A 25,964-nucleotide genomic window follows, 5' to 3' on the forward strand; every position below is an offset into this window, starting at 1 on the left:
AGTCGTCTATGTCTATTCGTCGGCTTGCCCTGGTGCTCGGTGATCAGTTGTCCTTTGACCTGCCCAGCCTGCAGGCGCTAGACCCACAGCACGATGCCGTATTGCTCGCCGAGGTGGCGGCGGAAACCGACTACGTGCCGCACCATCCGCAGAAAATTGCGCTGATCTTCAGTGCCATGCGCCACTTTGCCAACGCGCTGCGTGAGCGCGGCTGGCAGGTGCATTACGTCAAATTGGATGACCCGCACAACAGTGGCTCGCTACCGGGTGAGCTGCAGCGTTGGGCGGCGCTGCTGCAATCCACCGAAGTGCACATAACCGAGTGCGGCGAGTGGCGATTGGAGCAGGCGCTGCGCACCTGCGCGGTGCCGATCACCTGGCATGCCGACAGCCGATTTGTCTGCGCACGCGATGAGTTCGCCCGCTGGGCTGAGGGTCGCAAGCAGTTGCGCATGGAGTTTTTTTACCGCGAGATGCGCCGTAAGACAGGTTTGTTAATGAACGGCGACGGCACGCCGGTGGGCGGCGCCTGGAACTTTGATGCAGAAAACCGTAAGACGCTGCCCAAGCAGATTAAAGCGCCGATGAGTGCGCGCTTCCCGGCGGATGCGATCACTGAAGAGGTGCTGGTGCTGGTGGCTGAGCGTTTCAGTCATCACTACGGCAGCCTGGAGTCCTTTGATTACCCGGTCACTCAGGCTGAGGCCGAAGCGCTGTGGCAGCACTTTGTTGAATTTGCCCTGCCGGCCTTTGGTGACTATCAAGATGCCATGGCGCTGGGTGAGCCGTATTTGTTTCATGCACGCATCGGTGCGGCGCTGAATATTGGCCTGCTGGATGTGCGCCGTGTCTGTGCGGATGTCGAAGCCGCCTACTGGTGTGGGCATGTGCCGTTGAACGCCGCTGAGGGCTTTATTCGGCAGTTGCTTGGCTGGCGTGAGTACGTGCGCGGCATCTACTGGATGCACATGCCGGAGTACGCCGAGCGCAATGCCTTCGGTAATAGGCGGCCGCTGCCTGAGTTTTACTGGACCGGCAAAACCCGCATGAAGTGCATGAGCCAAGCCATCGGCCAGACTCTGGAGCATGCCTATGCCCACCATATCCAGCGGTTGATGGTCACCGGTAACTTTGCCCTGTTGGCCGGTATTCAACCCAGCCAGGTCTGTGAGTGGTACTTGGCGGTGTATATGGATGCCTTTGATTGGGTCGAGTTGCCCAACACCCTTGGCATGGTCATGCACGCCGATGGCGGTTATCTGGGCTCCAAGCCGTATTGCGCCAGTGGCCAGTACATCAAGCGTATGTCCAACTACTGTGGCGATTGCGCCTACAAGGTCACTGAAAGCGTGGGTGAGCAGGCCTGCCCCTTCAATGCGCTGTACTGGCACTTTCTTATGCGTCATCGCGAGCAGCTGGCCGGCAACCATCGCTTGAGCATGATCTACCGCGGCCTGGATAAAATGACTGAGGCCAAGCAGCAAGGCCTTTGGGCGCGCGGCGAGCAGCTATTGGCACGCTTGGATGCCGGTGAGGCGCTGTGAAGAAAGCCGACTTGCCCGTTAAGGCCTGCCAAGTGTGCGGCTTGCCCTTCGCCTGGCGTAAGAAGTGGGCGCGTTGCTGGGAGGAGGTGAAGTATTGCTCCGAGCGCTGTCGCCGCCAACGTTAGGGTCGGGGGGGCTGGTTAGGGTGAGTCGAGCCTTTGTGCTAGGCTGGCCGCCCTTTTTTAGCCCCTAGCGGAGCCGTGCTATGTCCGAAATCAATCTCTCGACTGATGAAACCCGCGTCAGCTACGGCATTGGCCGTCAACTGGGCGGTCAACTGCGCGACAACCCGCCGCCGGGCGTGAGCCTGGACGCCATCGTTGCTGGCCTGGCTGATGCCTTCAATGGTCAGCAAAGCCGTGTCAGCGAAGACGAGATGTCGGCCAGCTTCAAAGTGATCCGCGACATCATGCAGGCAGAAGCGGCGGCCAAGGCCGAAGCGGCTGCTGGCGCCGGCCTGGCTTTCCTCGCCGAAAACGCCAAGCGTGAAGGCATTACTGCGCTGGCTTCCGGCCTGCAGTACGAAGTGCTGAACACTGGCACTGGCGCCATGCCAACCCGCGAAGACACCATTCGCGCGCACTACCACGGCACCCTGATCGACGGCACTGTGTTTGACAGCTCTTACGATCGTGGCCAGCCGGCTGAGTTTCCAGTGGGCGGTGTAATCGCCGGCTGGACCGAAGCCCTGCAGCTGATGAATGCCGGCAGCAAGTGGCGCTTGTATGTGCCGAGCGAGCTGGCCTATGGCGAGCAAGGCGTCGGCAGCATCCCGCCGCACAGCGTACTGGTGTTTGATGTGGAGCTGCTCGACGTTCTCTAACCACTAGAGTCGCGTCTACTTCGCGGGCATGGCTCGCTTCTACGCAGTTCCAGCATGGCTGGAGTAGGAGTGGCCCATGCCCACGATGCGTTTATGCTCAGGTCGTCAGGGGCGCAATGCCCGGGCGTAGCAATACAGAAACAGATTACGCACCAGCTCCTTGAGCACCAGCGGTTCGCTGGAGTTCAGTTCATGCAGATCCAGATCGCCCTGGTCGCGCAGCTCATCCAAAGCATCCTCCTTGAGCACGGCGCAGACCTCACCGGTGCGGCGGTTAAGAATGCGTAGATACGGTTGCGGGCGGTCCAGCCACGCGTCGATCAGGTAGGTCATGACTCGTCTCCCTTGATTGGATGGATGAGAATAATTCTTATTATGTTTATAGCAAGGGCTAATTGCACCATTCGTCGTGTGCTTGAATGGCGCGCATAAAAAAAGCCCGTCACGTGGGCGGGCTCTTGATAGCGGGCTCGGCGGCTAGTGTGTGCGCGCCACAGCAAAGCGGCAAAGTTCGATGAGCGCGTCGCGGTATTCGCTGGCTGGCAGCGCGTCCAGGCAGGCGATCGCACGGTCGGCGTAGGCGCGCGCTTGCCGAGCGGTGTAGTCGAGGGCGCCGGCAGCTTCGACAGCATCGCGGATGCTCTCTAGATCTTCGATGCCGCCTTTCTGAATGGCCTGGCGCACCAGCGCGGCTTGCTCAGGTGTACCTTCGCGCATGGTGTAGATCAGCGGCAGGGTTGGTTTGCCTTCGGCCAGGTCGTCGCCGACGTTCTTGCCCAGCTCGCTGGCGTCGCCGCGGTAATCAAGCAGGTCGTCGACCAGTTGGAAGGCCACGCCGAGGTGGTCGCCAAAGGTACGCAGCGCTTCGGTTTGTGCGCTGCTGGCGTTGGCCAGGGCCGCGGCGCTGTGGGTCGAGGCCTCGAAGAGCATCGCCGTCTTACCGCGGATGACCTCCATATAGGTTTCTTCGGTGGTGCTGGCGTCGCGGATCTTCGACAGCTGCAGCACTTCGCCTTCGGCAATCACCCGCGTGGCCTTGGAAAGAATCTTCATCACGGGCATGGAGCCCAGCTCGACCATCATTTCGAACGAGCGCGAATAAAGAAAGTCGCCCACCAGTACGCTCGGCGCATTGCCCCACTGGGCGTTGGCGGTGCTGCGCCCGCGGCGCATATCGGACATGTCGACGACGTCGTCGTGCAGCAGGGTGGCGGTGTGCAGGAATTCGATGGTGGCAGCCAGCAGGCGCAGGTTGTCACCGTTCAGGCCGAGCGCCTTGCCGCTGAGCAACACCAGCAAGGGGCGCAAGCGTTTACCGCCCGCGGAAATAATGTAGTCGCCGATTTTCTCTACCAGCGGTACGCGCGACACCAGTTGGGCGCGGATGATGCCGTCGACGGCGGTAAAGTCATCCGCCACCACGCGGTAGAAAGCCTGGGGTTGCATCGCTTATACCTGCTGCTCATGGGTTGCGCGGCATGCTAGGGGGCAGGGTAGGGGCTGTCAAGGTAACTGGCTTGGCTGTTAGTGCCTGGGCCTTGCGTCGCGCGGGGGGCTTGCGTACAATCGCGCACCCTGAACTTCCCCCCTGGGTATTTCCCTGCCTTACGCAATTGCAAGGGTGTTCTTTAGGCCCCAAGCAGCCATGCCAGCCGACACTTATTCCTATAAAGCGCTGGGTGAGCAGGATTAACGGAGATTTACCATGTACGCAGTAATTGTTACTGGTGGCAAGCAATACAAAGTCGCCGAAGGCGAGTTCCTCAAGATCGAAAAGCTCGAGCTGGCCACTGGCGAAGCTGTGACTTTCGACCGTGTTCTGCTGATCGGCAATGGCGACGACGTTAAAATCGGCGCGCCGGTTGTTGAAGGTGCCAAGGTTGTAGCTGAAGTGATCGCCCAGGGCCGTCACGACAAGGTCACCATCATCAAGTTCCGTCGTCGTAAGCACCACATGAAGCGCCAGGGCCACCGTCAGTGGTACACCGAGATCAAAATCACCGGTATCCAGGCTTAACTCGTTTCAGTCTGATCCCTTCATAGGAGTATTGAACTCATGGCACACAAAAAAGCTGGCGGTAGTACCCGCAACGGTCGCGACTCAGAAGCCAAACGCCTTGGCGTGAAGATGTATGGCGGCCAGAAAATCATTCCTGGCAACATCATCGTGCGTCAGCGCGGCACCCAGTTCCACGCCGGTTACGGCGTAGGCATGGGTAAAGATCACACCCTCTTCGCGAAAATCGAAGGCGTGATCAAGTTTGAAGTAAAAGGCGCGTTCAACCGCCGTTACGTGAGCGTCGTTGCGGCTTAATTGCGCGACTGCTGGGAAAGCCCCGTCCTTGCGACGGGGCTTTTTTGTTTCTGTATTATTGGGGTTCTTGCCAAACTGCCCTGGGTGTTGGCGTTCAGATTGAATGCAGGTCAATTTTGCAAGAACCTGGTGTTTCTCGTTTTAGATAACCCGCCTTGTTGCGGGAGGCGTACCTATGAAATTCGTCGATGAAGTATCGATTTCTGTAAAGGCCGGTGATGGTGGCAACGGCATGATGAGCTTCCGTCGTGAGAAGTTCATCGAAAAAGGCGGCCCCAACGGTGGTGATGGTGGTGATGGTGGTTCGATTTATATCGAGGCCTTCGCCAATCTCAATACCTTGGTGGACTACCGCTATACCCGCCGCTTCCAGGCACCGAATGGTGAGAAGGGCGGCAGTACCGATTGTACGGGTGCCAAGGGTGAGGATCTGATTCTGCCGGTGCCGGTTGGGACTACGATCATTGATGCGGGTACTCAGGAGGTTATGGGTGACCTGACCAAGCCTGGGCAGCGTTTGCTGGTTGCTCAGGGTGGCTGGCACGGTCTGGGTAATACTCGCTTCAAGTCCAGTACTAACCGTGCGCCGCGGCAGACCACGCCGGGCAAGCCGGGTGATGCGCGCGACCTGAAGATGGAGTTGAAGGTGTTGGCGGACGTCGGTCTGCTGGGCTTGCCGAACGCTGGCAAGAGCACCTTTATTCGCTCGGTTTCTGCAGCCAAGCCGAAGGTTGCTGATTATCCGTTCACCACCCTGGTGCCGAACCTGGGTGTGGTCAGTGTTGATCGCTACAAGAGCTTTGTGGTCGCGGATATTCCGGGTTTGATCGAGGGTGCTTCTGATGGCGCTGGTCTGGGGATTCGTTTCCTCAAGCACTTGTCGCGTACCCGTTTGTTGTTGCACCTAGTGGACATGGCGCCGCTGGATCTGACTGATCCTGCTGAGTCGGCGGCAACAATTGTCGATGAGTTGACCAAGTTCAGTCCGTCGCTGGCGGAGCGTGAGCGCTGGCTGGTGCTGAACAAGGCCGACCAGATTCTCGATGAGGAGCAAGAGGCGCGTATCGCTGAAATCGTCGCGCGGATCGAGTGGACGGGGCCGGTGTACGTGATCTCTGCCCTGGCTCGCGAGGGGACTGAGCAGCTGTGTTATGACATTATGGACTTCCTTGAGGCGCGCGCTGAGCGCATTCAGGAAAACCCAGAGTACGCGGCTGAGTTGGCTGAGCTGGATACGCGCATCGAAGATGAGGCGCGTGCCCAGTTGCAGGCCTTGGACGACAAGCGTGCGCTGCGTCGTTCCGGTGTTCGCGCGGTGAGCGATGTCGATGAAGACGACAGCTTCTGGGATGAAGAAGACGAAGAGGATGGCCCGGAAATCATTTACGTCCGGGATTAAGCAACTACAACAACGCCGCTTAATTGCGGCGTTTTTGTAATCACAGGTCGCTGCTGGGGTTGGATGATCATGCGTGACAAGGTAACCGGTGCGCAGCGCTGGGTGGTGAAGATTGGCAGTGCGTTGCTAACGGCAGATGGTCGTGGTCTGGATCGTGCGGCTATGGCGGTGTGGGTCAAGCAGATGGTTGCGCTGCGCGAGCAGGGTGTGGAGTTGGTGCTGGTGTCCTCTGGGGCGGTAGCTGCAGGCATGAGTCGCTTGGGTTGGGTGGCGCGACCGAGTGCCATGCACGAGCTGCAGGCGGCTGCAGCAATCGGGCAGATGGTGCTGATCCAGGCCTGGGAGTCGAGCTTTGCCGAGCACGGTAGGCGCACGGCGCAGATTCTTCTGACCCATGACGACCTGTCTGACCGCAAGCGTTACCTGAATGCGCGCAGCACGCTGCGAACGCTGGTGGATCTGGATGTGGTGCCGGTGATCAATGAAAACGACACCGTGGTCACCGATGAGATCCGCTTCGGCGATAACGATACCTTGGCGGCATTGGTGGCCAACCTGGTCGAGGCTGATCTGCTGGTGATCCTTACGGATCGTGACGGCATGTATAACGCCGATCCGCGGCATAACCCCAATGCCGAGCTGATTTATGAGGCGCGCGCCGATGATCCGGCGCTGGATGCCGTGGCGGGTGGTGTGGGTGGTGCGTTAGGGCGTGGTGGTATGCAGACCAAGCTGCGTGCGGCGCGCTTGGCGGCGCGTTCCGGTGCGCATACAGTGATTGTTGGTGGTGCCATCGAGCAGGTGCTGGCGCGGCTCAGGGCGGGCGAGCGTCTGGGTACGCTACTTGCGCCCGAGCGCGGTATGTTGGCGGCGCGCAAGCAGTGGTTGGCTGGGCATCTGCAGACCCGTGGTGTTCTGGTGTTGGATGAGGGGGCGGTCAAGGCGCTGGCGACCGGCACGCGGAGTTTGCTGCCGGTTGGCGTGAAAGCTGTGCAGGGTAGCTTTCGTCGTGGTGAGATGGTTGTTTGTGTGGCGGCTGATGGCCGCGAAATTGCCCGCGGCTTGGCCAATTACAGTGCGCTTGAGGCGCAGAAGATCATCGGTCAGTCGTCGGATGCCATTGAGCGGTTGCTCGGTTATGTGGATGAGCCTGAGTTGGTGCATCGGGATAATTTGATTCTGGTCTGAGGGTAGGCTGATGCGAGCTGTAAAGGGATTGCTGGGTGCGCTGATGTTGCTGCCTGGGTTGGCAGTGGCGGAAAAGGTTGGTGAGGTGTCGACGGTTTTCAAGCTTATGGGGCCGAACGACAAGATCGTTGTCGAGGCTTTTGATGATCCCAAGGTGGCGGGGGTGACGTGTTACCTGTCGCGGGCCAAGACCGGTGGCGTCAAGGGCGGCCTGGGCTTGGCTGAAGATCGCGCCGAGGCATCGATTGCCTGTCGTCAGGTCGGGCCAATCAGCTTTCTCGATAAGCTCAAGGAGGGTGAGGAGGTCTTTCGTGAGCGCACTTCGCTGGTGTTCAAGACCATGCAGGTGGTGCGCTTCTTCGATCAGAAGCGCAATACCCTGGTTTATCTGGTCTACAGCGATCGGGTGATCGAAGGGAGTCCGCAAAATGCGGTGACGGCGATTCCGATTCTGCCCTGGCCGCAAAAGCCCTAAAGAAAAAGCCCGAAGAGATTCGGGCTTTTTCTTGTGTGTCGTTTGTCGGCTTGGTCTCTGGCTCGCAGGGGTGGTTGCGCTTTTCTCCGGGCAATAAAAAACCGGCCTAAGCCGGTTTTTTAACATCTAACAGTGAGTCGCTAGCGGCTTAGGCAGCTGCAGCTTGGCTCAGTGCTTTGATGTGGCCATTCAGGCGGCTCTTATGGCGAGCTGCTTTGTTCTTGTGGATGATGCCTTTATCGGCCATACGGTCGATTACCGGCACAGCCAGGGTGTAAGCGGTTGTTGCAAGAGCAGCATCTTTAGCTTCAATAGCCTTGATAACGTTCTTGATGTAAGTACGGACCATCGAGCGCTGGCTGGCGTTATGGCTACGACGCTTCTCAGCCTGTTTTGCGCGTTTTTTGGCAGAAGGTGTATTGGCCACCGTCAAGCTCCTCGAAAAAATTCTGGGGGTTACAAACAAATAAGGCCGCGAATCATGCCGATATGAGGGCGTGCTGTCAACCCCGTAGGCTTTTCCCTGTGCTGGCCTGACCAGTGGCTGGGCGCTACACTCGTCGCCTTTGCGCGACGGCGGGTTTTCCGCGGCTGTGCTTGTTTGCGGAAATCGAATTATTACATGAATTTGCTCAAGTCGTTGGCCGCTGTCAGCTCCATGACCATGCTTTCGCGTGTGCTGGGCTTTGTACGCGACACCATTATTGCTCGCACCTTCGGTGCTGGCGTGGCCTCGGACGCCTTTGTGGTGGCGTTCAAATTGCCCAATTTGCTGCGGCGTATTTTTGCTGAGGGGGCGTTTTCCCAGGCTTTTGTGCCGATTCTGGCCGAATATAAAACTCAGCAGGGCGATGAGGCTGCACGCACTTTTCTCGCTTATGTGACTGGCTTGCTGACCCTGGTGCTGGCGCTGGTCACCTTTATCGGCATTCTGGCTGCGCCGTGGATCGTCTGGGCCTCCGCGCCGGGCTTTGCCGATGAGGCGGAGCGCTTTGAGCTGACCACCGATCTGTTGCGGATCACCTTCCCTTATATTTTGCTGATCTCGCTGTCGTCGCTGGCCGGGGCGGTACTCAATACCTGGAACCGTTTCTCGGTGCCTGCGTTTGTGCCGACCTTGCTGAACGTCAGCATGATTGTCTTTGCGCTATTCCTGACGCCTTATTTTGACCCGCCGATCATGGCGCTGGGCTGGGCGGTGTTGGTGGGCGGGCTGTTGCAGCTGTTATTTCAGCTGCCGCACCTGCACAAGATCGGCATGCTGGTGCTGCCACGTCTGAATCTGAAAGACACCGGTGTTTGGCGGGTGGTGAAGCAGATGGGGCCGGCGATCTTCGGGGTCTCGGTCAGTCAGATCTCCTTGATCATCAACACGGTTTTCGCCTCTTTTCTGGTTGCCGGCTCTGTGTCGTGGATGTATTACGCCGACCGGCTGATGGAGTTGCCGGCTGGCGTGCTCGGCGTTGCGCTAGGGACCATTCTGCTGCCGGCCTTGTCGAAAACCCATGCTGGAGCCAGTCGCGAGGATTACTCCAAGCTGCTCGACTGGGGCTTGCGGCTGTGCCTGGTGTTGGCGCTGCCCAGTGCGGTGGCGTTGGCCATTATCTCCGAGCCGCTGATCGCCTCGTTGTTCCAGTACGGCAAGTTCAGTGCGGCCGACACGGCGATGACGCAGCGCGCGCTGATCGCTTACTCATTCGGTCTGGTCGGGATTATTTTGGTGAAAATCCTCGCGCCCGCCTTTTACGCCCAGCAGAACATCAAAACCCCGGTGCGTATCGGTCTGGTGACGCTGCTGGCAACCCAGGCCATGAACATCCTTTTCGTCTTCGTGATCCCGCTGGCGCATGCCGGGCTGGCCTTGGCGATTGGTTTGGCCGCCTGTCTGAATGCCGGGCTGCTGTATTGGCAGTTACGTAAGCGCGAGATGTTTACCCCGCAGCCAGGCTGGGCGATGTTTGCTGGTAAGTTGTTGCTGGCGTTGCTGGCAATGGTGGCGGCGCTGCTGTTGGTCATGCAGCAGCTGCCGGCTTGGGCGGACGGCAGCATGCTCTGGCGCTTGCTGCGATTGGCCGGACTGGTTGGCGTGGGGCTGCTGGCCTATTTCGCGGTGTTGGCGCTGCTGGGCTTTCGTCTGCGTGACTTCGCCCGGCGCAGCGCGCTCTGAAGGCGGCTGATTTGCCGCCTGTTGTCTGCTGCCCGGTGTGCGTATAATCGACCACTTTATGAGCAAGAAGCGCGTTATGCAGCTGGTTCGAGGCCTACACAATTTGCGGCCCCAGCATCGGGGCTGTGTCGCCACCATCGGTAATTTCGACGGCGTCCATCGTGGTCACCAGGCCATCTTGGCGCGTTTGCGTGAGCGCTCCGCTGAGCTGGGCGTGCCTAGCTGTGTGTTGATTTTCGAGCCGCAACCCCGTGAATTCTTCGCGCCCGACAGCGCCCCGGCTCGTTTAACTCGCTTGCGGGATAAGTTGGCACTGCTGGCTGCGGAGGGTGTTGATCAGGTGTTGTGCCTGAGCTTCACCCCCCGTTTGCGCGAGCTGAGCGCCGCCGAGTTCGTCCAGCGCGTGCTGGTCGATGGCCTAGGTGTGCAGCACCTGGAAGTCGGTGATGATTTCCGTTTTGGTTGTGATCGTGCTGGCGATTTTGCCTTCCTGGCCGAGGCTGGTGAGCGTGAAGGCTTCAGTGTCGAGGCAGCCAGCACGGTCGAGCTGGACGGTATTCGTGTCAGCAGCACGCGGGTGCGTGAAGCGCTGGATGTCGGCGATTTTGCCCTGGCGCAGCACTTGCTTGGGCGGCCCTTCCAGATCGCCGGGCGAGTCTTGCACGGGCAGAAGTTGGGGCGACAGCTGGATGCGCCAACCGCCAATGTGCAGCTAAAACGCAAGCGTGTGCCGCTGCGCGGGGTGTATCTGGTTAGCACTGAAATCGACGGCCAGACTTGGCCGGGTGTGGCCAATATTGGTGTGCGACCGAGTGTTACAGGTGATGGCAGTGCCCACCTGGAAGTACATGTGCTGGATTTTGCCGGTGATCTATATGGCCGGCGTTTAACGGTGGCCTTCCACCGCAAGCTGCGTGATGAGCAGCGTTTCGCCTCGCTTGAGGCACTCAAGGCAGCAATTGCTGCCGATATTGTCGCCGCCCGCGCCTATTGGTGCGCTTAAACACATAGCGCCAACCGCTTAGAAGAGCCTGAAATGACTGACTACAAAGCCACGTTGAATCTGCCTGATACCCAATTCCCGATGAAAGCCGGTCTGCCGCAGCGCGAGCCGCAGATTTTGCAGCGTTGGAATGAAATTGGCCTGTATCAGAAGCTGCGTGCGCAAGGCGAAGGCCGGCCGAAGTTCGTCCTGCATGATGGCCCGCCCTACGCCAACGGCAGCATTCACATTGGTCATGCGGTCAACAAGATCCTCAAGGACATCATTACCCGCTCCAAGACCCTGGCCGGCTATGACGCCCCCTATGTGCCGGGCTGGGACTGCCACGGCCTGCCGATTGAGCACAAGGTGGAAACCACCTTCGGCAAGAATCAGCCCTCTGACCTGACCCGTGAGCGCTGCCGGACCTATGCCGGCGAGCAGATCGAAGGGCAGAAGGCCGACTTTATCCGCCTGGGCGTGCTGGGTGACTGGGGCAATCCGTACAAGACCATGGACTTTGCCAACGAAGCCGGCGAGATCCGCGCGCTGGCCGAGATGGTCAAGCAAGGCTTTGTGTTCAAGGGTCTGAAACCAGTCAACTGGTGCTTCGATTGCGGTTCGGCGCTGGCTGAGGCTGAAGTCGAGTATCAGGACAAGAAGTCCGAGGCTATCGACGTGGCCTTCGTGGTTGAAGATACCGACAAGCTGGCCGCTGCCTTTGGTCTGTCCAGCCTGCCGAAGCCTGCTTCTATCGTGATCTGGACCACCACGCCGTGGACCATTCCTGCCAACCAGGCGCTTAACGTCCACCCCGAGTTTACCTATGCCTTGGTCGACACTGGCGAGCGCCTGCTACTGCTGGCGGAAGAGCTGGTTGAAGGCTGCCTGGCCCGTTATGGCCTGCAAGGTGAAGTGATCGCCACGGCTCCGGGCGCTGCGCTGGAGCTGATCCGCTGCCGTCATCCGTTCTACGAGCGCTTCGCCCCGGTGTATCTGGCGGAATACGTTGAGCTGGGTGCCGGTACTGGCGTCGTGCACTCGGCCCCGGCCTATGGCGAAGACGACTTCCGCTCCTGCAAAGGCTACGGCATGAGCAATGACGATATTCTCAGTCCGGTGCAGAGCAATGGCGTGTACGTCAGCGATCTGCCGTTCTTCGGCGGCCAGTTTATCTGGAAAGCCAATCCGGCCATCGTCGCCAAGCTCGAAGAAGTCGGCGCGCTGCTCAAGCACGAAGCCATCCAGCACAGCTACATGCACTGCTGGCGGCACAAAACGCCGCTGATTTACCGCGCGACGGCGCAGTGGTTCGTTGGCATGGACAAGCAGCCTCACGAAGGCAACACCCTGCGCGAGCGTGCATTGAGCGCCATCGAGCAGACCGAGTTCGTTCCAGCTTGGGGCCAGGCGCGCTTGCACAGCATGATTGCCGGGCGTCCGGACTGGTGCATCTCGCGTCAGCGTAACTGGGGCGTGCCGATCCCGTTCTTCCTGCACAAGGCGTCGGGTGAGCTGCACCCGCGCACCGCCGAGCTGATGGAAGAAGTCGCTCAGCGCGTTGAGCAAGAGGGCATCGAAGCCTGGTTCAAGCTCGACGCTGCCGAGTTGCTGGGTGATGAAGCCGCCGACTACGACAAAATCAGCGACACCTTGGACGTCTGGTTTGACTCGGGCACCACCCACCGGCACGTAATGCGTGGCTCGCACCCGATGGGCCACGACAGCGGCCCGCGCGCTGATCTGTACCTGGAAGGTTCCGACCAGCATCGCGGCTGGTTCCATTCCTCCTTGCTGACCGGTGCGGCGATCGACGGCCATGCGCCGTACAAAGAGCTGCTGACCCATGGTTTTGTAGTCGACGAGAACGGCCGCAAGATGTCCAAGTCGATGGGTAACGTGGTCGCACCGCAGGAAGTCAACGACAGCCTGGGTGCCGATATTCTGCGCCTGTGGGTGTCGTCCACCGACTACTCCGGTGAAATGGCCGTGTCCAAGGTCATCCTGCAGCGCAGCGCCGATTCTTACCGGCGTATCCGTAATACCGCGCGCTTCCTGCTGTCCAACCTCAGCGGTTTCGACCCAGCGCAGCATCTGCTGCCGGTCGATGAGATGTTGGCGCTGGACCGTTGGGCAGTCGATCGTGCGCTGCTGCTGCAGCGCGAAATTGAAGAGGCCTACGACAGCTACCGCTTCTGGAACGTCTACCAGAAGGTGCACAACTTCTGCGTGCAGGAACTGGGTGGCTTCTACCTCGACATCATCAAAGACCGTCAGTACACCACCGCCGCCGACAGCGTGGCGCGTCGCTCCTGTCAGAGTGCGCTGTACCACATCGCTGAAGCCCTGGTGCGCTGGATCGCCCCGGTGTTGTCCTTCACCGCCGACGAGTTTTGGCAGTACCTGCCGGGCGAGCGCAATGAGTCGGTGATGCTCAATGGCTGGTACCAGGGCCTGAGCGAGCTGCCGCAGGACTTCGAACTGAGCCGCGAGTTCTGGGAGCGGGTCATGGCGGTCAAGGTCGCGGTGAACAAGGAGATGGAAAACCTGCGCGCGGCCAAGGCCATCGGCGGCAACCTGCAGGCCGAAGTCACCTTGTATGCCGAAGACAGCTTGATTGCAGATCTGAACAAGCTCGGCAACGAGCTGCGTTTCGTGCTGATCACCTCCACCGCCAGCTTGGCGCCGTTCAGTGCGGCGCCAGGCGATGCAGTTGTAACCGAAGTGGCCGGCCTCAAATTGAAAGTGCTCAAGTCCGCTCACGCCAAGTGCGCGCGCTGCTGGCACCACCGTGAGGATGTCGGCGTGAAGCCGGCGCATCCGGAAATCTGCGGTCGTTGCGTGGACAATATCGAAGGCGCTGGCGAGGTTCGTCACTATGCTTAACAACGGCCTGCCTAAAGCCAGCCGTTTCGGGCATTTGGCGTGGTTGTGGCTGAGCCTGTTGGTGTTTGTGGTCGATCAGGCGAGCAAGTTTTACTTCGACAACAGCCTGACCATGTACCAGCAGATTGTGATCATCCCCGATTACTTCAGCTGGACCCTGGCCTACAACACCGGCGCGGCCTTCAGTTTCCTGGCGGATGCGGCGGGCTGGCAGCGCTGGTTCTTCGCTGCAATCGCCCTGGTGGTCAGCGTGGTGCTGGTGGTGTGGCTCAAACGTCTCAAGCCCGGTGAAACCTGGCTAGCGCTAGCGCTGGCGCTGGTGCTGGGTGGCGCGCTGGGTAACTTGGTCGACCGGGTGGTGTTTGGCCATGTGGTCGACTTCATCTTGCTGCACTGGCACCAGCAATGGTATTTCCCGGCCTTCAACGTGGCCGATATGGCGATTACTGGCGGTGCCATCCTGTTGGCACTGGATATGTTTAAAGGCGAGAAGTCCGGAGACGCAGCCCATGACTGACCCTATCACCCAAGAGCAGCGAATTGGCCCGGACAAGGAAGTGACCCTGCATTTCGCCCTCAAGCTGGACAACGGCGATGTGGTCGATAGCACTTTCGATAAAAAACCCGCGACCTTCAAGGTCGGTGACGGCAACCTGCTGCCGGGCTTCGAACAGGCCATCTACGGGCTCAAGGCGGGCGACAAACGCAGCCTGGAGATCAGCCCGGAGCAGGGCTTCGGTCAAGGTAATCCGCAAAACGTCCAAGTGATGCCGCGGAGTCAGTTCCAGGACATGGAGCTGTCGGAAGGCCTGCTGGTGATTTTCAATGATGCCGCCAATGCCGAGCTGCCTGGGGTGGTCAAAGCCTTTGACGACAGCCAGGTCACCATCGATTTTAATCACCCGCTGGCCGGCAAGGCGCTGAGCTTTGATGTGGAAATCATCGAGGTCAAAGCGCTCTGATCAGTGCAATATTTTCGTAGGGTGGGTTAGGCGCACAGGCGCGGTTTGAGCCCGGAGCCGGTTGTTTAGCGCGCCGTAACCCACCATGCTTGGTATGTTGGGTACTGTGCTGTTTGGCTGCGCGGCATTCGTGGATCATGCTGCGATATACCGCTAACCCAACCTGCGACAACTTTCGTTTACGCGCGTCGAGATCACCAGCATGCATATCAAACTCGCCAACCCTCGTGGTTTCTGTGCCGGCGTCGACCGCGCCATCGAGATCGTCAACCGCGCGCTGGAAGTCTTCGGCCCGCCCATCTATGTGCGTCACGAAGTGGTGCACAACAAGTTTGTGGTGGAAGACCTGCGTTCGCGTGGTGCGGTCTTTGTCGAAGAGTTGGACCAGGTGCCGGATGATGTGATTGTCATCTTCAGCGCCCACGGCGTCTCCCAGGCGGTGCGCAACGAGGCTGAGCGGCGTGGCCTGAAAGTCTTCGATGCCACCTGCCCACTGGTGACCAAGGTGCATATGGAGGTGGTGCGCTACAGCCGTGAGGGGCGCGAGTGCATCCTGATCGGCCACGAAGGTCACCCGGAAGTCGAAGGTACCATGGGCCAATACGACGCCAGCAACGGCGGCACCATCTACCTGGTCGAAGACGAAACGGACGTGGCGGCACTGCAGGTGCGCAACCCGCAGGCTCTGGCCTTCGTTACCCAGACCACCCTGTCGATGGACGATACCAGCAAGGTGATCGATGCCCTGCGCAGCAAATACCCCGCCATCGGTGGCCCACGTAAGGACGACATCTGCTACGCCACGCAAAACCGTCAGGATGCCGTCAAGCAGCTCGCTGCTGAGTGCGATGTGTTGTTGGTCGTTGGCAGCCCCAACAGCTCAAACTCCAACCGCCTGCGCGAGCTGGCCGAACGCATGGGCACACCCGCCTACCTGATCGATGGGGCGGAAGACCTCAAGCAGGAATGGTTTTCGGGCGTTAGCGGCATCGGTATTACTGCCGGCGCATCTGCCCCCGAAGTACTGGTGCAGGGCGTGATTAAGCAGCTTGGGGTGTGGGGCGCGAGTAATGCGCAGGAGCTGGCAGGAAGGCCGGAGAATGTAACCTTTTCGATGCCGAAAGAGTTGCGGGTTATTGCTCGCCAGTAAGTTGAGATGAGAGGGGCGCCTTTATCAGGTAAAGCGCCTGAGCCCAGTTAAGCATCAAACAGTGACAGATAAAAAAGCCCAATCAGTTGATTGGGCTTTTTTGTTTTAGCGCCAGCACTCGTCTCTGGTTTTTTTCGTGCCTGTACGTCCTCTCGCGCCGAGGGCATTTAGGGTCAGGTTGCCGCAATCAGTATCGCTGAACTGTGGGGTGGCCGTAAGGGTGTAGCCGCCGTCGCTGGCCACGCTGCTCACCGCCAGGGTGTATTTACTGGTGGTGGATGTGGTGCTGGCGTTGAGTTTGGCAATGTCTCCAGTTGCCGTGATGTAGCGGTTGTTTTGTGAGTAATAGCGTTCTTGTGCGGCTGCGATATCACTAAGCAGCGCCTGGCCTTCGCTGCGATTACCACGCTTTACATACTCGGCATAGCTTGGGTAGGCCACTGCTGCCAGGATGCCGATGATAGCCACGACTATCATCATCTCGATCAGGGTAAAGCCCTGCATTTTTCTGCTCGGTGCTGGCATGGCAATTCTCACTCTGTTTCCTCCACACGGCGCCAGGAGTTGCGCTCATTGATATTTGGCGGTGGCTTGATGCCCTCACAGCCTTGGCCAGTACAGATTTGCAGGCCGTCTGGGGTGTCAGTCACCGTCAAGCCACCTTCGCCATCTTGTTTGATCGCCGAAACAATCGCTGTGGTGCCATCAGGTTTTACTTGCTGCATATCGAAGGCGTTGTAAGGCGTTTTACCACCGGTAAACGCGTTAAGGCCGTAAGTCCAGTATTTGGCACCGTCAGCGCAGGGGTCGTCATTGGGCACGAGTGACTGGAAGTACACGCTTTGGCCAATATTGAACATCGGCTCGATGACCATTTCGCCATCAAGTGTGCCGCCCTGCTGTAGGTCGAGTAGCCAGCCTTTCTTTCCATCCCCCCAGGGAATAGCGTTCTGCGAAATGATGCGTGCAGCGGTGTTACGAGCTTTCGAGTCGGTAGCGGTCACTTGGCTGCCGATGGTCTGCTCAACCAGCTTGGCGCGGCTAATACCGAGTGCGCTGGTAGTGCCTTTTATTTCGCCACGGCTCTTCTCATCCCATATACCGTAAACGGTCTGGGCGATGTTCTTGTTACCGTCCTTGTCGGTGTCTTCGAAGTACTTGCCTGTGGCGAAGATAACCAGATGGCCTACGCCGGTTGGGTGGCGAACAAGCGTGGGTGGTGCAGTAATGGGTTGTGGTGTTTGCGCCGTATTCGAGGCTACGGCGGAGAACATCGGCTTGCCGCCGTAAGCGACTTGGTACTGGCTAACAGTGCCGCGGGTTTCAGTTGCAGAGCGCGCCAGTGGGTTGTCTGCGTTGCGTGCGCTTGGTAGTAGGTCAAAGCGCCACAGGTTGCCCTGCAGGTCGCCGGCATAAGCGTAGTCGGCCACGCTGTCGCCATTGTTGTCGGCCAGGCGTGGAGTGGACAGGCCATTGGCAATGCCATTGGTGCCTGTGACTTCCAAGCTCTTTTCCAGAGTGCCCTCAACCGCATCCACGATAAACAAGGCGGCTTTGCCATTGGTATGGTTGCTCGCCTCATAACCATTGCCGAACACCACGGCCCAGCGGCCGTTGTGCAGGCGGGCGATGGTGGGCTGGGAGAAACTGTTGCCCATTTTTACTGTGGAGGTGATTTTACTGTCATCAAATTCCCACAACAGCTTCTCGCTTCCCGGTGTGGTGATGTCCAAGGCAAAGATAGACTTGCCGCCTGCTCGCAGAGTGCCGACCAGAATGGTGCGCCATTTGCTGCCATCATAAATATCGGCAACGACAGGAGAGCCATCCACATAAAACTCGTGGCTGTAGTTCTTTCCGGTCAACTTGTTCAGCTTGGGGAATACCGCGCTTGGAATAAAGGCAAACTCTTCGACGCCTGTCTCAGCATTAAAGCCATGCAGCATGCCGTCGTTACCGCCGACATAAACGCGCGGGGTACGAGTTGCTTGCGACTCTTTGAAGTTGGTGTAGGTGTCATTGCCTTCTAAGCGGTTAGCCACGCCAACCAGATAGCGTCCCCCTGACACTACCGCGGGGCTTGAGGCGAGTAAGTCGCCCAATATACCGCTGCGCGAGCGGAATGTTGCGCCTTCACCAGTGCGCACGCCACGTAGGTAGTTAAGGCGGGCTTCGCCTTTACTGTCGCTGGTGTTGCCGTTTTCTGGGTCTTTGCTAAGCAGGTTTGCCAATGTACCTGATGTGTCTTTATTACCGGCATTGGCCCAGGTAAAGGGCTGCAGGCCGCCACTGCCCGTGCTTTTTATCTTAATGTTTCGAGCGTCCGCAGCGGGCATTTTGTCCTTGGCGCTCCACTTCTCCTTAAGTGCCAATTCAAACTTACCCGAACCGGCTGGCAGTTCGGTCCATTCTTTATTCGTGCGCACCAAGTTACCCAGCCAGTTTTCGTCGCTAGCATAGGAGGTCTGGTAGGACGATGTTACGAGCTTGCTATTATTTGGATCATTTTCATCGACCACCACCTGACCTGAGTTGATCGCTGGCTTGGCAGCAGTGGATTTACGATCGGCAATACGCGACATGATATCGGCAAAGGCTTGCACCACCGATTCGGGGCTGTCCGCACTGAAAAAGTCGCCTCTTGAGTTGATGGCCGCGTGCCAGAGGTCATACACGTTGTTATCACTGTTCGATTCCGCTTTTGGCCAGTTCTGCGTGCCATTGGAAATATTCACATAGCCAGGGCTCGCAAATGTGCCGTCGGTACTGTTCCACGATAGGCCGGCTTGATTAAGCGATGCTGTTAAGCCGAGGCCAATGGTGAAGTTGGCCATATTCTGCCACGTGGCAGGGTTGTTTTGCGGGTTCCAGTACTTGTCTGTGTCGGTACCCGACTTGTCTTTGTAATAAGGCTTTAAGTTGTTTTCAAGGTCGCTGTTAAGGTCGGTTGCCCAGTAGTGAAAGGCTAGGTCTGCCAGCGTGTTATTGGCAGAGTCAGTATAGGGTCTGCGCTGTCCAGTATAGTTAACGCCATCAGGAAGGTTAAAATTGGTAGTGTCTGATCTACGTCCAGACGGGCTCCCGTCATTGCCGTTCCATACGCCGTCTGTCATTAAAATGTGATAACTGGGGCGGCATGCGTACTTGTTTTTTGCTGTGTTGCCCGTTTCGTTAGGGAACTTATCCCAAGCGGGTGAATTGTTGTTTTTTAGAAATTTTCCCGCCTCATCTAGCGCTACGCGAAGGGGGGTGCCGTTGTTGAACGTCATTGACTGCATCCAGTCAAAAAGCCGGCCACGCTGCGCGCTATTGTATTCGCGGAAGCGGTTGTCTTTACCTAGGCAACTGCTTGAGGTATTTAATGAGTTGCAAGTATTTAGTGCTTGCCAAGTAATTCGAGTGGATGAGGCAAGGTCGGCGAAAGCAATACTGGCGGCGCTTACAGTGGCCAAAGAGCGTGTGCGATAGAACGAGTACCAGATGGCAAAGTTTGAGCGTTCATCAGTGCCTGAGGCCGCATCTGTTGGGCGAAGTTGCCCTGACGAGCTTGATACGTCAACTTTCCGGTAGCAGTTGTCATCGTCTTTGCGTGTGGTGATGTCTGTAGGGCAGTTAGCAAGTGAGTCATCGTAAACATAGTAGTATGCAGGAACATCTTTATCTCTACTGTCAGAGATGGTCAGTGTATATCTATTATCTGAGCGGCTGCAGTTGATCTCTGGATACGGTTGTGGTTTTTCTACTGTGACTGTGCATGTGTTGTTATTGATTCTGTTGATTTTGAAACTTACACTTTTAAAGTTTAGTGTTGGGGATGAGCTTCCGTTCGAAATGCTCCCATCATACCGAGCGCTTAAAAAGAATTCAGGTTCTGGGTTGTCTGCGTTGCTCTGTGACTTGCTGTTTGTATCGTATGTTGTGGTTGCGCGGAAGCTGTTGCTAAGATTGACCTCGCCTCTAGAGGTTTTAAAGCCATTTAGCCAGGCCTTGGAAAATGAAGTGCTGAGATCGGCGGCGAGTGTGCCATCTAAATTAAATTTCGGCGGGACTTGGTATGTAGTCGCAGGGTTGTAATACATTGGGTTGTAATAGGCGGACTTGTACCTGCGGGTAGATGAGCCGCCCGGTATGGAATCGGGTACGTACGCTCTATCCATACTGCCTGAGTCGTCCAGCGTTAATATAAGGTTCGGTGGTACGCCGATAGTTAAGTTAAGTGGGCTTTGTGAAATGGCCGCTTGTACATCCAGTGCAGCCGCTAACAGACTACTGGTAGCACAGCAAAAAACTAAACTGCGCAGGGAATATAATGAGGTCTTCATATCAGTGCTCCGGTGCGTGGCAGCTTAGTTGCTGGGGCCTGGGTAGTATTTGGCTATCGTAGTTTGCAAGGCTAGTTCATCCTTGGCTTGGCCGCTGACGAGGTAGTAATAAACACCGCGGCCGATAAGTTCGTCGCCATAATTGGCATTGAGACCTTCTACCGGCATTTCGGCGGTATTCCAGTAAGCGGGGAAAGTGGCTTCGGCGGATTTCTCGCTGGACGTGCCGCGATAGGGCATCCAGGCAATGTAGGTGTCGTTATCCGCTGTATCTGTTTTGGCACCGGTCCAGCTCATGTGCGTATTAACCGTGGCAATAGGGTCGAGCACATAGTTGCGCATCTTACCTGCATAAGTGCCGTCCGTTTGTTTCTCAATTTCCACGATGCATGGGTACATGGTTACACGGTTATATTTAACTGACTTTTTGCAGTAATTTTTATTAGGTTCAGGTTTGGTGCTGAGGCGCAGGGCGTTGAAAAAACGCGCTTCACCTTCGCGTAAGGCTGATTCAGCCGCATTGTTCAGGCTTAGGCTTTCCATACGGTTGGCCGTCATGCGGGTTTCTAGGGTCACTTCGCGCATGTTGGTGACGGTCAGTACTGTTAGTACCAGTAGCATGACCAAGGCAACAAGCAGGGTGACTCCGCGTTGTTGTTGCGGAAAACGTGGGTTCATGGCGTGAGGTTCCTCAAGGTGACCGTGTTGCTAGCGATTTGGTACAGCTGGCCGGTGTCTGCACCTTGAATCAGCGCTTTTTCCGCAGCGCTGGCTTGCTTGAGCCAGTGGTCGAGTACCGCCGAGTCGCCCTTGCCGCGCTGGTTATTAGTGGATGCTACTAACGCCTCGTAGCGCACTTGCAGTATCTGGCCCTTACTGTTGTCCCAGTCGGCCGCCGAAAGCGTTTGAGTAACGATGGTTTCGCTGGTCGGGTTAATGCCAAACTCCAGGCGTAGGCCGGATAAACCAGTCATCAACTCTGCATCGGTATTGCCGCTTTGGCAGCGCAAGCTTTGATTCGCGACGTACAGTGCGGCCGTTACCACGGGTGCTGACTTTAAAAAAGGATTGCTGTCGTCGAACGTGGCGGTTTTATTACCCGCGCAATCCAGCTCCTCGCTTCGTACTTGGCTATAGCGAATGCAGACACCGGAGCCTTTTTTTGCTTTGGTTACCGTTTGACCACTTTTGAACGCTTCGCAGTAGTCCGTGCTGGCCTGAGCGGTGAATACCTGCTCATTACCAAGGTAGGGTTCGCGACTGTAACCGGCCTTGTTTAAGTAGCTGTCAAATATAAGGCTGATAAAGCGGTTGCCTTCCTGGATTTCGCCTTGCGACTGCTGGAAGGCGTAATTACGTTTGTTGTCGATGTAGATCTGGGTGATACCAATAATCAAGAACGAGCTAATGGCAAGAGCAATCAGCAGTTCGATCATTGACAGGCCTGTTTGTCGGGCTCGATGGTGTAGGTAGGTCTTCATAGCTCGATCCGAGTGCGATAGATGCAGGTGGTATTGTCGGGAGCCCTGACGTCCGGGCAACTGTCGGGTTTGACGGTCCAGGCCAGCTGGATCTCGGTGATCGGACCGTTTGCTTCGCAGTTAGGTTTTTTTACTGCGCTGCTGCTAAAGCTCTTGCAGATGTAAAAGCTGTTGCTGAGTAAGCCGGCTGCGCCGGGTAGGGTCTTCTGCACACGCTCAAGCCAGCAGTCACGTTTTTTTTGTGCTGTGTTGGGGGCTTTGCAGTCAGCAGCACTGGGCTCTGCGTAGGCTGGGCTGAATGCTTTACCGTCTTCCTTATAAAAGAGCGCGTCGGGGTTGCTGCGCAGTATCTCGGTGAGTTGGACTGTTAGCTCAACCGCTGCATTACGCTGCACGGCTTCTTGGGTGTACTGAATACTGCGGCTTTGCATGGTGACCATGCCAAGGATGCCGACGGTCACCAATACCAGCGTGACCAGCACTTCTATCAAGCTGAAGCCGTTGTGCTTGTTCAAGGGCGTCTCCTTTATTCGCACTTGGCGAGGGCTGCGTTGTCTTTTTGCTTGCCGCGTGGGGCGAGGTGAATGCTGCCGTTGGCGGCGACGCTGACCTGATAGCCACTCTCAGTTTTTTTGTCATGACAAATGGTGAAGTTGACCGGAGCTTTGACCACGCCGTTGGCGTAGTAGGTAAGCTCATTAACGGCGCTGCCTGAGGCGTTGGCGGCAGCGAGTTTGGCTTCGGTCGGGTTGATTTCTAAGGTTCTTATCGAGGCATTAGAGTCTTTGCTGGGGCGCACAGCGATCCACTTATCAGCATCTTTGGCCTTCAGCGTAATAACGGCTCGCTTGACCACCGCTTCGGTGCGGGCAGCTTGCAGGAAGCTTTTCAGCTCCTCAGCTTTGGCCTGCAGCCGATTGTTGATAGTGAATTGAGTGAAACTGGGCACCGCGATCATTGCCATGATGGCCAGCAATGCCATTGTGATCATCAGTTCTACGAGCGTGAAACCTTGTGTGCGGCCTGCAGCAGACATGCTGAACTCCAATCGGTCTTGTGAGGATAAGCATGGCTTGCCGAGCAGCGCTTGTCTGCTGCGCTGGGATGGCCGGCATAATGTCGCGGATGACTGGCCGCAGTGCTTTCATTGGCGTGCGCCGCATCACATTCGGGTGTTAGCAGCGGGTGCTTTCTTGCTGGTTTTCCAGTTTGCTGCCCCAGCGAATTCGTCCTTGTTTGTTGATGATCAGTTGCTGGCTGATGACCTTTTCTTCACAAATAAAAAAACGTCCGTTGCTGATAGGGCTGATACCCGTGTTGTAAAAGCGGATGCTGCCGCTAAAGCCGGCCCAGCGAAGCTCGCCGCTACCCGCATGAGCAGATGTGTGACTAAGAGGCTGGCCGCTGCTACGGACTCTTAGCAACCTGGGATGCATCCAATTGGAGCTGCATTTTAAACCGTCGAGGCTTGGGCATAGCTCCAGCGTGCGCTTGCGGGTTACCGCTTGGCTGCGTGCTTGCTGCAGAAGGGCGTGAAGCTCATGCATGGCGGCTTGATTGCGATTGCTGACCACGAGTTGGTTTAGTTCGGGTAGTGCGATGGAGGCCGCGATAGAAAGCACGGCAAGGGTCAGTGTCAGTTCAACGAGTGTTAATCCAGACTGATATGATTTTCTCATTTTATTCCTTCTTATTGTGTCGGCCTTCCTGGCCTCTTTTTGTTTAGACGCTGTTGTTAAATGCGGCAAGTTTTAAGGTGGCGAATGTGATGGATGTTCTGGTTGTCGGAGGAGGGGTGATCGGTTTGCTGTCGGCCATGCAATTGGCAGTCGCCGGGAAGGTGGTTGGGCTCGTCGAGGCAGGAGAGGCAGGTCGTGAATCCTCCTGGGCCGGTGGCGGTATTGTTTCGCCGCTTTATCCTTGGCGTTACAGCCCGGCGGTGACGGCTCTGGCGCATTGGTCGCAGGATTTTTATCCGCGCTTGGCCGAGCAGTTGCTGGCGCAGACGCAGATTGATCCCGAGGTGTATGTCACCGGGTTGTACTGGCTGGATCTTGACGATGAGGTTGAGGCGCTGGCTTGGGCGCAGCGAGAAGGGCGGGCGCTGCAGTCGGTTGATATGGCCAGTGTGCAGCGTGCGGTGCCGGCGTTGACAGCGGGTTTTGGCCGTGCGCTGCAAATGGCGAACGTGGCCAATGTGCGCAATCCGCGCTTGGTCAAGGCCTTGCGTGCGGCGCTGCAGCAGATGCCGAATGTCACTCTGCATGAGCGGTGTGCGGTCAGTGGTTTTATCCGCGAGGGAGGGCGCATCACCGGTGTGCATACGGCGCAGGGTGATATGCAGGCCGATCGGGTGGTGCTCACAGCCGGTGCCTGGAGTGGTGAGCTGATGAAAACTCTGGGCATTGAGTTACCGGTGGTGCCGGTCAAGGGGCAGATGATTTTGTACAAGTGCGCCGAGGACTTTCTGCCGGCCATGGTGCTGGCCAGGGGGCGCTATGCAATTCCGCGGCGTGATGGCCATATTTTGGTTGGCAGCACGCTTGAGCATGCAGGCTTCGACAAAACTCCGACCGAGGATGCCTTGGCCAGCTTGCAGGCCTCGGCGGTTGATTTGTTGCCAGCATTGGCCGATGCCGAGCGGGTAGGGCATTGGGCGGGGCTGCGGCCTGGCTCGCCTGAGGGCATTCCATATATCGGGCCGGTGCCTGGGCATGCTGGGCTGTGGCTGAATTGTGGGCACTACCGTAATGGTTTGGTGCTGGCGCCGGCGTCCTGCCAATTACTGGCCGATCTGATGCTGGGGCGTGAGTCGATTGTGGACCCTACTCCTTATGCGCCGGCAGGGCGGCTGGGGCTGGCGGGGTGAGTGCTTGCTGGACTTTAGCTTTTCGTAGCTAAAGCCCAGTTCATGCGCTGCGGCTCATGGTGTCAGTCGATGCCCAGCTTCTTTAAGCGGTAGCGCATTGAGCGGAAGCTCAGGCCCAGGCGCTGCGCGGCGGCGGTGCGGTTCCAGCGGGTTTCTTCCAGGGCCTGCATGATCAGCTTGCGCTCGATGGCTTCCAGGTGGTCTTCCAGGTTGTCGATCTGCGCGAGGCTGGTTTCACCATTTTCACTGCTGGGGCTGCAGTCGGCCAGGCGCAGGTCGCTGGCGGAGATGCGGTCGTCTTCGCACAGGGTATAGGCACGCTCGAGCATGTTCTCCAGCTCGCGGACGTTGCCTGGAAAGCGGTAACTCTTGAGCTTTTCCAGTGCGTCCTCATCCAGCTTGGCCGCGCTGAGGCCGGTACCTTCGGCTAAGCGCTTGAGCATGCTGTCGGTGAGCAGGGCGATGTCTTCGCGACGCTCGCGTAGCGCAGGTACGCGCAACTCGATGACGTTGAGGCGGTAGTAGAGGTCTTGGCGGAAGCGTTCGGTGGCGACTTCACCCGCGAGGTCTTTGTGGGTGGCGCAGAGAATGCGCACGTCGACGACTTGTTCCTGTTGTCCACCAACCGCTCGCACGGCCTTTTCCTGAATCGCCCGCAGCAATTTGACCTGCATCGGCAGTGGCAGGTCGGCCACCTCGTCAAGGAACAGTGTGCCGCCGTTGGCGGCCTGAAATAACCCCTGCTTGTCTTCGATAGCGCCGGTGAAGCTGCCTTTCTTGTGGCCGAAGAATTCGCTTTCCATCAGCTCGGTCGGGATCGCGCCGCAGTTGACCGGTACGAAAGGTTGCTCGCTGCGCGAGCCCTGCTCGTGGATCAGTCGCGCCACTAGTTCCTTGCCGCTGCCCGACTCGCCGCTGATATACACCGGGGCCTGACTGCGGGCGAGCTTGAGAATCTGTTTGCGTAAGGTCTGCATTGGCGGCGAGTCGCCGAGCAGGCGGCTGTCGACCGGCGGCGCTTCGCCATCGGCGCTGCGCAGGCGCAAGGCGGCAGCGACCAGTTCGCGCAGGCGGCCGAGGTCGACTGGCTTGGTCAGAAAGTCGAAGGCGCCGGCTTTTAGTGCATTAATGGCGGTATCCAGGCTGCCGTAGGCGGTGATCATCGCCACCGGTACTTGCGGGTGGCGTTGCAGGATGTGCTGCACCAGTTCCAGTCCGGTGCCGTCAGGCAGGCGCATGTCGGTCAGGCAGAGGTCGAAGGGCTCCTTGGCCAGCCATTCGCGCGCTTCCTTGACGTTGCGTGCGCTGCGGGTGTCGAGCTTCATGCGTCCCAGGGTGATTTCCAGGAGTTCGCGAATATCGGGTTCGTCATCGACGATCAGGGCTCTCTGGCGGGTCATGG

At 57.8% G+C, this 25,964-nt stretch carries 26 protein-coding genes; 15 read left to right on the plus strand and 11 right to left on the minus strand.

The window, feature by feature from the left end; genetic code table 11:
- Positions 1 to 8 precede the first annotated feature (8 nt).
- The 3 genes from Q0V31_RS08925 (at position 9) to Q0V31_RS08935 (ending at position 2,367) form a co-directional block, all read left to right on the plus strand.
- Complete coding sequence (locus Q0V31_RS08925; RefSeq protein ID WP_298187027.1) at positions 9 to 1,544, plus strand: cryptochrome/photolyase family protein; 1,536 nt, start codon at positions 9 to 11, stop codon at positions 1,542 to 1,544.
- Positions 1,541 to 1,669 (plus strand): DUF2256 domain-containing protein, encoded by a 129-nt coding sequence (locus tag Q0V31_RS08930; RefSeq protein WP_298187030.1) that lies wholly within the window; start codon positions 1,541 to 1,543, stop codon positions 1,667 to 1,669. The genes Q0V31_RS08925 and Q0V31_RS08930 overlap by 4 nt, the downstream gene beginning before the upstream one ends.
- A gap of 80 nt (positions 1,670 to 1,749) precedes the next feature.
- Positions 1,750 to 2,367 carry an FKBP-type peptidyl-prolyl cis-trans isomerase gene (locus Q0V31_RS08935; RefSeq protein WP_298187032.1) on the plus strand — a complete coding sequence of 206 codons (618 nt, stop codon included), beginning with the start codon at positions 1,750 to 1,752 and terminating at the stop codon, positions 2,365 to 2,367.
- A gap of 105 nt (positions 2,368 to 2,472) precedes the next feature.
- Here Q0V31_RS08935 and Q0V31_RS08940 read toward each other — a convergent pair whose 3' ends face one another.
- Together Q0V31_RS08940 and Q0V31_RS08945 are read right to left on the minus strand one after the other, a co-directional pair.
- Complete coding sequence (locus Q0V31_RS08940; protein WP_298187034.1) at positions 2,473 to 2,700, minus strand: hypothetical protein; 228 nt, start codon at positions 2,698 to 2,700, stop codon at positions 2,473 to 2,475.
- Between the two features lie 144 nt (positions 2,701 to 2,844).
- The gene (locus Q0V31_RS08945) at positions 2,845 to 3,813 is read right to left on the minus strand and encodes a polyprenyl synthetase family protein (protein WP_298187037.1); all 969 of its coding nucleotides are present in this window, start codon (positions 3,811 to 3,813) and stop codon (positions 2,845 to 2,847) included.
- 259 nt (positions 3,814 to 4,072) lie between these two features.
- On the opposite strand from Q0V31_RS08945, the gene rplU reads away from it, so the two are divergent.
- The 5 genes from rplU (at position 4,073) to Q0V31_RS08970 (ending at position 7,743) form a co-directional block, all read left to right on the plus strand.
- Complete coding sequence (gene rplU / locus Q0V31_RS08950; protein ID WP_298187039.1) at positions 4,073 to 4,384, plus strand: 50S ribosomal protein L21; 312 nt, start codon at positions 4,073 to 4,075, stop codon at positions 4,382 to 4,384.
- Between the two features lie 39 nt (positions 4,385 to 4,423).
- The gene (gene rpmA / locus Q0V31_RS08955; protein WP_003176049.1) at positions 4,424 to 4,681 is read left to right on the plus strand and encodes a 50S ribosomal protein L27; all 258 of its coding nucleotides are present in this window, start codon (positions 4,424 to 4,426) and stop codon (positions 4,679 to 4,681) included.
- 175 nt (positions 4,682 to 4,856) lie between these two features.
- Positions 4,857 to 6,080 (plus strand): Obg family GTPase CgtA, encoded by a 1,224-nt coding sequence (gene cgtA / locus Q0V31_RS08960; RefSeq protein ID WP_298187046.1) that lies wholly within the window; start codon positions 4,857 to 4,859, stop codon positions 6,078 to 6,080.
- Between the two features lie 69 nt (positions 6,081 to 6,149).
- The gene (gene proB / locus Q0V31_RS08965; protein WP_298187048.1) at positions 6,150 to 7,268 is read left to right on the plus strand and encodes a glutamate 5-kinase; all 1,119 of its coding nucleotides are present in this window, start codon (positions 6,150 to 6,152) and stop codon (positions 7,266 to 7,268) included.
- 10 nt (positions 7,269 to 7,278) lie between these two features.
- Positions 7,279 to 7,743 carry a CreA family protein gene (locus Q0V31_RS08970; protein WP_298187051.1) on the plus strand — a complete coding sequence of 155 codons (465 nt, stop codon included), beginning with the start codon at positions 7,279 to 7,281 and terminating at the stop codon, positions 7,741 to 7,743.
- A gap of 148 nt (positions 7,744 to 7,891) precedes the next feature.
- Here the strand turns inward: Q0V31_RS08970 and rpsT are convergent, their stop codons facing one another.
- A complete protein-coding gene (rpsT, locus tag Q0V31_RS08975; protein WP_298187054.1) occupies positions 7,892 to 8,170 on the minus strand; it encodes a 30S ribosomal protein S20 in 279 nt (92 codons plus the stop codon).
- 195 nt (positions 8,171 to 8,365) lie between these two features.
- On the opposite strand from rpsT, the gene murJ reads away from it, so the two are divergent.
- From murJ to ispH, 6 genes are all read left to right on the plus strand, one after another.
- Entirely contained in the window at positions 8,366 to 9,910 is a 1,545-nt protein-coding gene (gene murJ / locus Q0V31_RS08980; RefSeq protein ID WP_298187056.1) for a murein biosynthesis integral membrane protein MurJ, read from the plus strand.
- A gap of 76 nt (positions 9,911 to 9,986) precedes the next feature.
- Complete coding sequence (gene ribF, locus Q0V31_RS08985) at positions 9,987 to 10,913, plus strand: bifunctional riboflavin kinase/FAD synthetase (protein WP_298187058.1); 927 nt, start codon at positions 9,987 to 9,989, stop codon at positions 10,911 to 10,913.
- Between the two features lie 33 nt (positions 10,914 to 10,946).
- Positions 10,947 to 13,778, plus strand: coding sequence for an isoleucine--tRNA ligase (ileS, locus tag Q0V31_RS08990; protein WP_298187060.1), 2,832 nt, complete (start codon positions 10,947 to 10,949; stop codon positions 13,776 to 13,778).
- A 7-nt stretch (positions 13,779 to 13,785) separates the two neighbouring features.
- Positions 13,786 to 14,295 (plus strand): signal peptidase II, encoded by a 510-nt coding sequence (lspA, locus tag Q0V31_RS08995; RefSeq protein WP_298190994.1) that lies wholly within the window; start codon positions 13,786 to 13,788, stop codon positions 14,293 to 14,295.
- Between the two features lie 4 nt (positions 14,296 to 14,299).
- Positions 14,300 to 14,740 carry a peptidylprolyl isomerase gene (locus Q0V31_RS09000; RefSeq protein ID WP_298190996.1) on the plus strand — a complete coding sequence of 147 codons (441 nt, stop codon included), beginning with the start codon at positions 14,300 to 14,302 and terminating at the stop codon, positions 14,738 to 14,740.
- A gap of 202 nt (positions 14,741 to 14,942) precedes the next feature.
- Positions 14,943 to 15,890, plus strand: a complete 948-nt coding sequence (gene ispH, locus Q0V31_RS09005) for a 4-hydroxy-3-methylbut-2-enyl diphosphate reductase (protein WP_298187062.1) — start codon at positions 14,943 to 14,945, stop codon at positions 15,888 to 15,890.
- A gap of 105 nt (positions 15,891 to 15,995) precedes the next feature.
- Here the strand turns inward: ispH and Q0V31_RS09010 are convergent, their stop codons facing one another.
- From Q0V31_RS09010 to Q0V31_RS09040, 7 genes are all read right to left on the minus strand, one after another.
- Positions 15,996 to 16,394 carry a type IV pilin protein gene (locus Q0V31_RS09010; protein WP_298187064.1) on the minus strand — a complete coding sequence of 133 codons (399 nt, stop codon included), beginning with the start codon at positions 16,392 to 16,394 and terminating at the stop codon, positions 15,996 to 15,998.
- Between the two features lie 29 nt (positions 16,395 to 16,423).
- Entirely contained in the window at positions 16,424 to 20,212 is a 3,789-nt protein-coding gene (locus tag Q0V31_RS09015) for a PilC/PilY family type IV pilus protein (RefSeq protein ID WP_298187067.1), read from the minus strand.
- 24 nt (positions 20,213 to 20,236) lie between these two features.
- Positions 20,237 to 20,890: a PilX N-terminal domain-containing pilus assembly protein gene (locus Q0V31_RS09020; RefSeq protein ID WP_298187069.1), complete on the minus strand. Its 654-nt coding sequence runs from the start codon at positions 20,888 to 20,890 to the stop codon at positions 20,237 to 20,239.
- Positions 20,887 to 21,693, minus strand: a complete 807-nt coding sequence (locus tag Q0V31_RS09025) for a PilW family protein (protein WP_298187071.1) — start codon at positions 21,691 to 21,693, stop codon at positions 20,887 to 20,889. Before Q0V31_RS09025 ends, Q0V31_RS09020 begins: the two co-directional genes overlap by 4 nt.
- Positions 21,690 to 22,208, minus strand: a complete 519-nt coding sequence (pilV, locus tag Q0V31_RS09030) for a type IV pilus modification protein PilV (RefSeq protein ID WP_298187074.1) — start codon at positions 22,206 to 22,208, stop codon at positions 21,690 to 21,692. Before pilV ends, Q0V31_RS09025 begins: the two co-directional genes overlap by 4 nt.
- Before the next feature lie 11 nt (positions 22,209 to 22,219).
- On the minus strand, positions 22,220 to 22,729 hold the full coding sequence (locus tag Q0V31_RS09035) for a GspH/FimT family pseudopilin (protein WP_298187076.1): 510 nt from the start codon (positions 22,727 to 22,729) through the stop codon (positions 22,220 to 22,222).
- A gap of 139 nt (positions 22,730 to 22,868) precedes the next feature.
- Entirely contained in the window at positions 22,869 to 23,372 is a 504-nt protein-coding gene (locus Q0V31_RS09040; RefSeq protein ID WP_298187080.1) for a GspH/FimT family pseudopilin, read from the minus strand.
- Between the two features lie 89 nt (positions 23,373 to 23,461).
- Here Q0V31_RS09040 and thiO point away from each other — a divergent pair, with 89 nt between their 5' ends.
- Positions 23,462 to 24,562: a glycine oxidase ThiO gene (gene thiO, locus Q0V31_RS09045; protein WP_298187083.1), complete on the plus strand. Its 1,101-nt coding sequence runs from the start codon at positions 23,462 to 23,464 to the stop codon at positions 24,560 to 24,562.
- A gap of 62 nt (positions 24,563 to 24,624) precedes the next feature.
- On the opposite strand, the gene Q0V31_RS09050 is transcribed toward thiO, so the two are convergent.
- Positions 24,625 to 25,962, minus strand: coding sequence for a sigma-54 dependent transcriptional regulator (locus tag Q0V31_RS09050; protein ID WP_298187086.1), 1,338 nt, complete (start codon positions 25,960 to 25,962; stop codon positions 24,625 to 24,627).
- Positions 25,963 to 25,964: the final 2 nt, after the last annotated feature.

The sequence above is a fragment of the uncultured Pseudomonas sp. genome (assembly GCF_943846705.1).
GTDB lineage: Bacteria > Pseudomonadota > Gammaproteobacteria > Pseudomonadales > Pseudomonadaceae > Aquipseudomonas.